Annotated in this window: 4 protein-coding genes; 3 read left to right on the top strand and 1 reads right to left on the bottom strand. The window is 69.9% G+C overall.

The features are described 5' to 3' along the window. Positions 1 to 211: 211 nt before the first annotated feature. Positions 212 to 2,500 (bottom strand): DEAD/DEAH box helicase, encoded by a 2,289-nt coding sequence (locus DBR36_RS05955; protein ID WP_108318001.1) that lies wholly within the window; start codon positions 2,498 to 2,500, stop codon positions 212 to 214. A gap of 563 nt (positions 2,501 to 3,063) precedes the next feature. On the opposite strand from DBR36_RS05955, the gene DBR36_RS05950 reads away from it, so the two are divergent. The 3 genes from DBR36_RS05950 to DBR36_RS05940 all read left to right on the top strand — a co-directional run. Beyond that, entirely contained in the window at positions 3,064 to 3,690 is a 627-nt protein-coding gene (locus DBR36_RS05950; RefSeq protein WP_108318000.1) for an antibiotic biosynthesis monooxygenase, read from the top strand. Further along, on the top strand, positions 3,687 to 4,592 hold the full coding sequence (locus DBR36_RS05945) for an aldose 1-epimerase family protein (RefSeq protein ID WP_108317999.1): 906 nt from the start codon (positions 3,687 to 3,689) through the stop codon (positions 4,590 to 4,592). Before DBR36_RS05950 ends, DBR36_RS05945 begins: the two co-directional genes overlap by 4 nt. A 242-nt stretch (positions 4,593 to 4,834) precedes the next feature. Then, a partial coding sequence (locus DBR36_RS05940; RefSeq protein WP_146185246.1) for a DUF998 domain-containing protein occupies positions 4,835 to 5,594 on the top strand: 760 nt, incomplete at its 3' end.

The raw sequence follows: 5,594 nt of genomic DNA, 5'->3' as shown, positions 1-5,594 counted from the left end.
GCCTCGCTCGACGCGCCCTTCTCTCTCCCTCCCCCCGCGCTTCATCAGCGCCAAATGGCACCGCCCAACGCGTCTCACGACACTTTGACGCCATCGAAGATCGCGCGGGGGCGACGGTCGACGGGCGACGAGTGACCGGCGGAAGCATCGTCGGGAAGCACGAGAAAGCCCCCGCCCGCGGTGACGCGGCCGGGGGCTTTCTCGGGTGGGATTACGCCGTGACGTTCGAGAGCTGTCGACCCGACAGCTCCTCGAGGACGTCGTCGCCCAGCTGGGTCTCTTCGAACGGCGCCTCGATCTCGGCGCGATCGAGCAGCTCGGTCATGCGACGGCGACGCTGACGCGTGATGAGCGTGACGACGGTGCCACTGCGACCCGCGCGACCGGTACGGCCCGAGCGGTGCAGGTACGTCTTGTACTCGTCGGGAGCGTCGGCCTGGATGACCAGGTCGATGTCATCGACGTGGATGCCGCGGGCGGCGACGTCGGTGGCCACGAGCACGTTGACGCGACCCGAGGTGAGCTTCTCGAGGTTGCGCGTGCGCTTCTGCTGGTTGAGGTCGCCGTGCAGGGCGACCGCGGCGATCCCGGCGTCGTCGAACTGCTCGGCGAGCATCTCGGCGTACGCGCGGGTGCGGGCGAACACGAGGGTCTTGCCCTCGCGGTCGACGAGCGAGTCGAGGATCTGCGCCTTGTCGCGGTGCTCGATGACGAGCACGCGGTGCTCGATGGTGCTCGAGTCCTGGTCTTCACCGGCGACCTCGTAGACGGCCGGCTCGACGAGGAACTCATCGACCAGGGCGGCGACCTCGCGGTCGAGCGTGGCCGAGAACAGCAGCTTCTGGCTGCCCTTCGCGGTCGCGCGCAGGATCCGCTGCACGGGCTCGAGGAAGCCGAGTTCGCACATGTGGTCGGCCTCGTCCAGCACGGCCACCTGCACCTGCGAGAGGTCGAGCTTGCCCTGGTTGAGCAGGTCCTCGATGCGACCGGGGGTGCCGATGATGATGTCGACGCCCTTCTTGAGCGCACCGACCTGACGCGCCTGGGGCACGCCGCCGTAGATCTGGATGGTGAACAGTCCGACGCTGCGCGCGATGACCTGCACCGTGCGGTCGATCTGCAGCGCGAGCTCGCGGGTGGGGGCGAGGATCAGCGCCTTGGGGGCGCGACCGAACTCACGACGCTGACCGGCCTGCGCGCGCAGGATGCTCTCGACGAGCGGCGCGCCGAAGGCGATCGTCTTGCCCGAGCCCGTGCGACCACGAGCCAGGACGTCGCGGCCCTCGAGGATCGGGGCGACGGTGGCCGCCTGGATCGGGAAGGGCTTCTCGGCCCCCAGGCCGGCGAGCGCGCGGACGATGTTGTCACCGAGACCCAGCTCGGCGAATCCGGCGCCGGTCACGGTCGCTGCGTCCACGGCCTCTGCCTGCAGGCGCTCGTGCACGACGTCGACGCGCTGCTCGTGCTCGGCGGAGCGCTGGGGCGTGGCGTTCCAGTCGCTGCGGTTGGGGGCGTCGGAACGGCGGGGACGGTCCTCGAACGAGCGGGCGGGTCGCTCGTTGCGGTCAAAGGAACGCGCCGGGCGGTCGCTACGGTCGAACGAGCGGGCCGGACGCTCACCGGCGTCGCGACGGGGACGCTCGTCGCGGTCGAACGAGCGGGCCGGACGCTCACCGGCCTCGCGACGCGGACGTTCGTCGCGGTCGAACGAACGGGCCGGGCGGTCGTTGCGGTCGAACGAACGAGCCGGACGGTCGTTCCGATCGAAAGAACGCGCCGGACGCTCACCGGCCTCACGACGCGGACGCTCGTCACGGTCGAACGAACGAGCCGGACGGTCGCTGCGATCGAACGAACGCGCCGGACGGTCGTTCCGATCGAACGAACGAGCCGGACGCCCACCGGCGTCGCGACGCGGACGCTCGTCACGGTCGAACGAACGCGCCGGACGGTCGCTGCGATCGAACGAACGCGCCGGACGGTCGTCACGGTCGAACGAACGCGCCGGACGGTCGTTACGGTCGAACGAACGCGCCGGACGGTCGTTACGGTCGAACGAACGAGCCGGACGGTCGCTGCGGTCGAACGAACGAGCCGGACGGTCGTTACGGTCGAACGAACGAGCCGGACGGTCGTTACGGTCGAACGAACGAACCGGACGGTCACCGGCGTCGCGACGCGGCCGCTCGTCACGGTCGAACGAACGCGCGGGCCGGTCGTTCCGGTCGAACGAACGCGCGGGGCGATCGTCGCGTGCCGACGAGCGGATGGTGCGGGCCTCGTCGCGACCGGCGCGCTCCGAGGAGCTCCACCGGCGCTTGTCGGACGCGCCCTCGGCCTCGGGGCGGTAGCCGCGGTGGCCGGGGCTCTTGCTGCCGGGCTTGGCAGCGCCCTCGGCACCGGGACGGCGCTTGCGGTCCTGGAACGAGGTCTGGGCGCCGTAGCGGGGCTCGAAGTTCTTGGCGGCGCGACCGCCGGCGGGCTTCTTGTTCTTGGGCATGGGGGACTTCCTGGGTTCTGTTCGCGCGAAACAGCGACACCGCTCGTAGCGGTGAGAAACCCGGACATCCGTCGGCCGGGGGCCATTTCAGTGATGGTCGAGGCCGCGATCGCGTCCTGTCCATCGGCCCCTTGGACTCACAAACCCATCCGCGCATCACGCGCGGTGTCCAGAGCCGACCGCACCACGTTACCGGTCACGCCTGAGAATGGCATCCACGTTCCCGGCCCCATGCACCGAGAACAGGAGAAAGCCACCACAACAGGCCGATCCGGTGACGATCGCCCTGTTCTCGCGGCATCCCCTGTCCTCGACACAACCGCACTCGGCCCGGCCCCCGCTCCGTGCAGCGCCGCACCGCACCTCGTGCCGACACCCCCCGCCACGAGAACAGGGCGATGACACCAGAACAGGCCGATTCAGCGCCGAATGGCCTGTTCCCGTGGCATCCCCTGCTCTCGTGCCCGGCAGGCCGCGCCCGGTCGACCAGGCCGTGCCGCGCTGAACGCACCGCACCGCACCGCACCGCACCGCCCACGCCGGGCCTCGACGAAAATGGACGCATGGCAGACACCGACGCCCACCCCATCACGGTGGCGATCGAGCGGCGCATCGACCCGACGCGCACCGCCGAAGCGACCTCCTGGATGCAGGCCGGCACCGACCTCGCGACCGCTTTCCCCGGCTTCCTCGGCTCGGGGTGGGTGCGCGCGGGCGAGGACAGCGACCTCTGGTACATGCTGTACCGCTTCCGCGACATCACCACCCTCGAGGAGTGGGAGAGCTCCTCGCAACGCCGCTGGTGGTTGGACTCCGGACGCCCCTTCGCCCGCGAGGAGCGCAGCGAGCGCCGCACGGGCATCGAGGGATGGTTCGACGCCCCGCTCGGTTCCGTCCTCGATACGGCGACGGATGCCGGAACCCAGCCCATCCAGCAGCCCGTGCCGCCCGCTCCCCCGCGGTGGAAGCAGGCGGTCACCATCTGGGTCGGCTTCTTCCCCACGAACCTGCTCGCGTCGTGGCTGCTGGGTTTCGTGCCGGGCTTCGCCGAGGTGCCGCTCGTGCTGCGGGTCCTGGCGACGACCCTCATGCTCACCCCGGTCATGACCTACGCGGTCCTGCCGTGGGTCACCCGCCTGCTGCGGCCTTGGCTGCAGCGCCCTTCCCGCGCTCGAAAGGCCTCGTCATGACCGCTGACCCCACCGGCATCCGCTTCCATCTGCGCACCGCGCACTCCTCGGCCGAGATCACTCAGGTCGGCGCGGCGCTGCGCGCCCTGACCGTCGGAGGCGTCGACCTGGTCCCGCGTTACCCCGATGACCTGCCCACACCCGCGGCGTCGGGGGTCGTCCTGGTTCCGTGGCCGAACCGCATCCGCGATGGCAGGTACTCCTTCGACGGCGAGGACCTGCAGCTCGCGATCAGCGAGCCGAAGTTCGGCAACGCCAGCCACGGCCTGCTGCGGTTCGGCACCTATCAGCCGGTGGAGCAGTCCGACGAGCGGCTCGTCCTCGCCGCCGACGTGGTGCCGCAGACCGGATACCCGTTCCACCTGCGTACGCGGGTGACGTTCGTGCTCGACCACGACGGCCTGCACGTGACGCACGAGATCCGCAACGTCGGCGCCCGGACGGCGCCGGTCGCCCTGGGCGTGCACCCGTACCTCCAGATCGGCGGGGTCGACACGGCCGATCTCGTCGTCCGTTCCACGGGCACGACGACCCTGGTGCTCGACGATCGCAACATCCCCGTCGACGAGGTGCCGGTGGGACCCGGAACCGACCTGCGCGCGGGGCTGCGGCTGGGCGACGCCGCGCTCGACAACGGGTACCGGGGAATGGAGCGGGATGCCACGGGCCGCGCGGCGCACACGCTCACCGCCCCGGACGGGCGGCGCGTGGAGCTGTGGCAGGACGAGGGGTTCCGCTGGGCGCAGGTGTTCACCACCGACCGCTACCCGGGTCACCCTCTCGCGGTGGCGGTCGAACCGATGACCGCGCCGGCGAACGCGTTCGCGTCGGGAATCGACCTGGACACGGTCGAATCCGGTGCCGAAATGCGGCGGGAATGGGGCATTCGTTTCGTCGCGTGAAACGGTCCTTGTCCCCCAAATGGGGGACAAGAAAATGCGCATATGATCTGGGAAAATCCCAGACAAGTCCTTTCCTATGAAGGCGGCGCGAACGATACCATGTGGCTCGACGGTTTCCGTCAAGGCCGGGGGCGGCAAAGGACCAAGGTTTCCCCCGGTTTTTACCCGAACGAGCCGACGGGGGCCGAGGGTCCCGCGATGAGGGGGGATCCCCGTTCCGTCTGAAGGAAAGATCCCCCATCATGAGCAGCGCGCTCCGCTCCGCCGTCCCCGCTTCCTTTCCGGTGCCGACCCTGACCGGTGCGGCCCGTCGCCTGCGGGCGCTTCCCTCGCTGCACGTGGGAGCCGCCGCGCTGATCGTGCTCGTGGGCGGGCTGCTGCTCGCGATCGCCACGACGAGCGACCCGCTCTGGTGGCAGCTGCACTTCAGCCAGCTGGGGATTTTCGGCGACCTTTCGAGCGCATTCTTCAACAGCACGCTCAAGGTCAGCGGAATGATCGTCGTCGTTTTCGCCTTCTGCGTGCGCCGTGACGTCGCGCGACTCGGCCGCGGTCCCGTCCGCCGGGGCGCCGCGACCGTCGCCTGCATCTGCCTGAATGTGGTCGGTGTGAATCTGGCGCTCGTCGGGTGCATTCCACTGAACACCGACAAAGACCTCCACGACCGCGTCGCCGGTTCGATGGTCCTCGGATTCCTCGCGCTGCTGATCAGCGCCCCGATCATGTTCAACCGCCTCGGCAAGCGCATGGCGATCAGCACGGGCATCGCGACCGTCTGGCTGGTCATCTCGATCGCCCTCTTCGTCACGGCGACGATCAACCTGGCGCTGTTCGAGACCATCTCGTGCACCGCGATGTTCGCGTGGTCGGGCATGTTCACCCACGTGCTGGCCTCGGCGGCGGCGAAGGCCACCGTCCGCGCCGAGGGCGCTGCCGTCCGTCATCTCGCACCGCGGCGCATCGGTCGCATGGTGTCGTCGCGCGGCGCGCGCACCACCACGC

The organism is Microbacterium sp. HMWF026 (assembly GCF_003061325.1).
GTDB classification, from domain to species: Bacteria; Actinomycetota; Actinomycetes; order Actinomycetales; family Microbacteriaceae; genus Microbacterium; species Microbacterium testaceum_E.
This window is presented reverse-complemented; position numbering and strand designations above follow the sequence as displayed.

Coding starts and splice junctions, on each gene's coding strand:
- DBR36_RS05955 (WP_108318001.1), bottom strand. CDS start 2,500: ATGCCCAAGAACAAGAAGCCCGCCGGCGGTCGCGCCGCCAAGAACTTC.
- DBR36_RS05950 (WP_108318000.1), top strand. CDS start 3,064: ATGGCAGACACCGACGCCCACCCCATCACGGTGGCGATCGAGCGGCGC.
- DBR36_RS05945 (WP_108317999.1), top strand. CDS start 3,687: ATGACCGCTGACCCCACCGGCATCCGCTTCCATCTGCGCACCGCGCAC.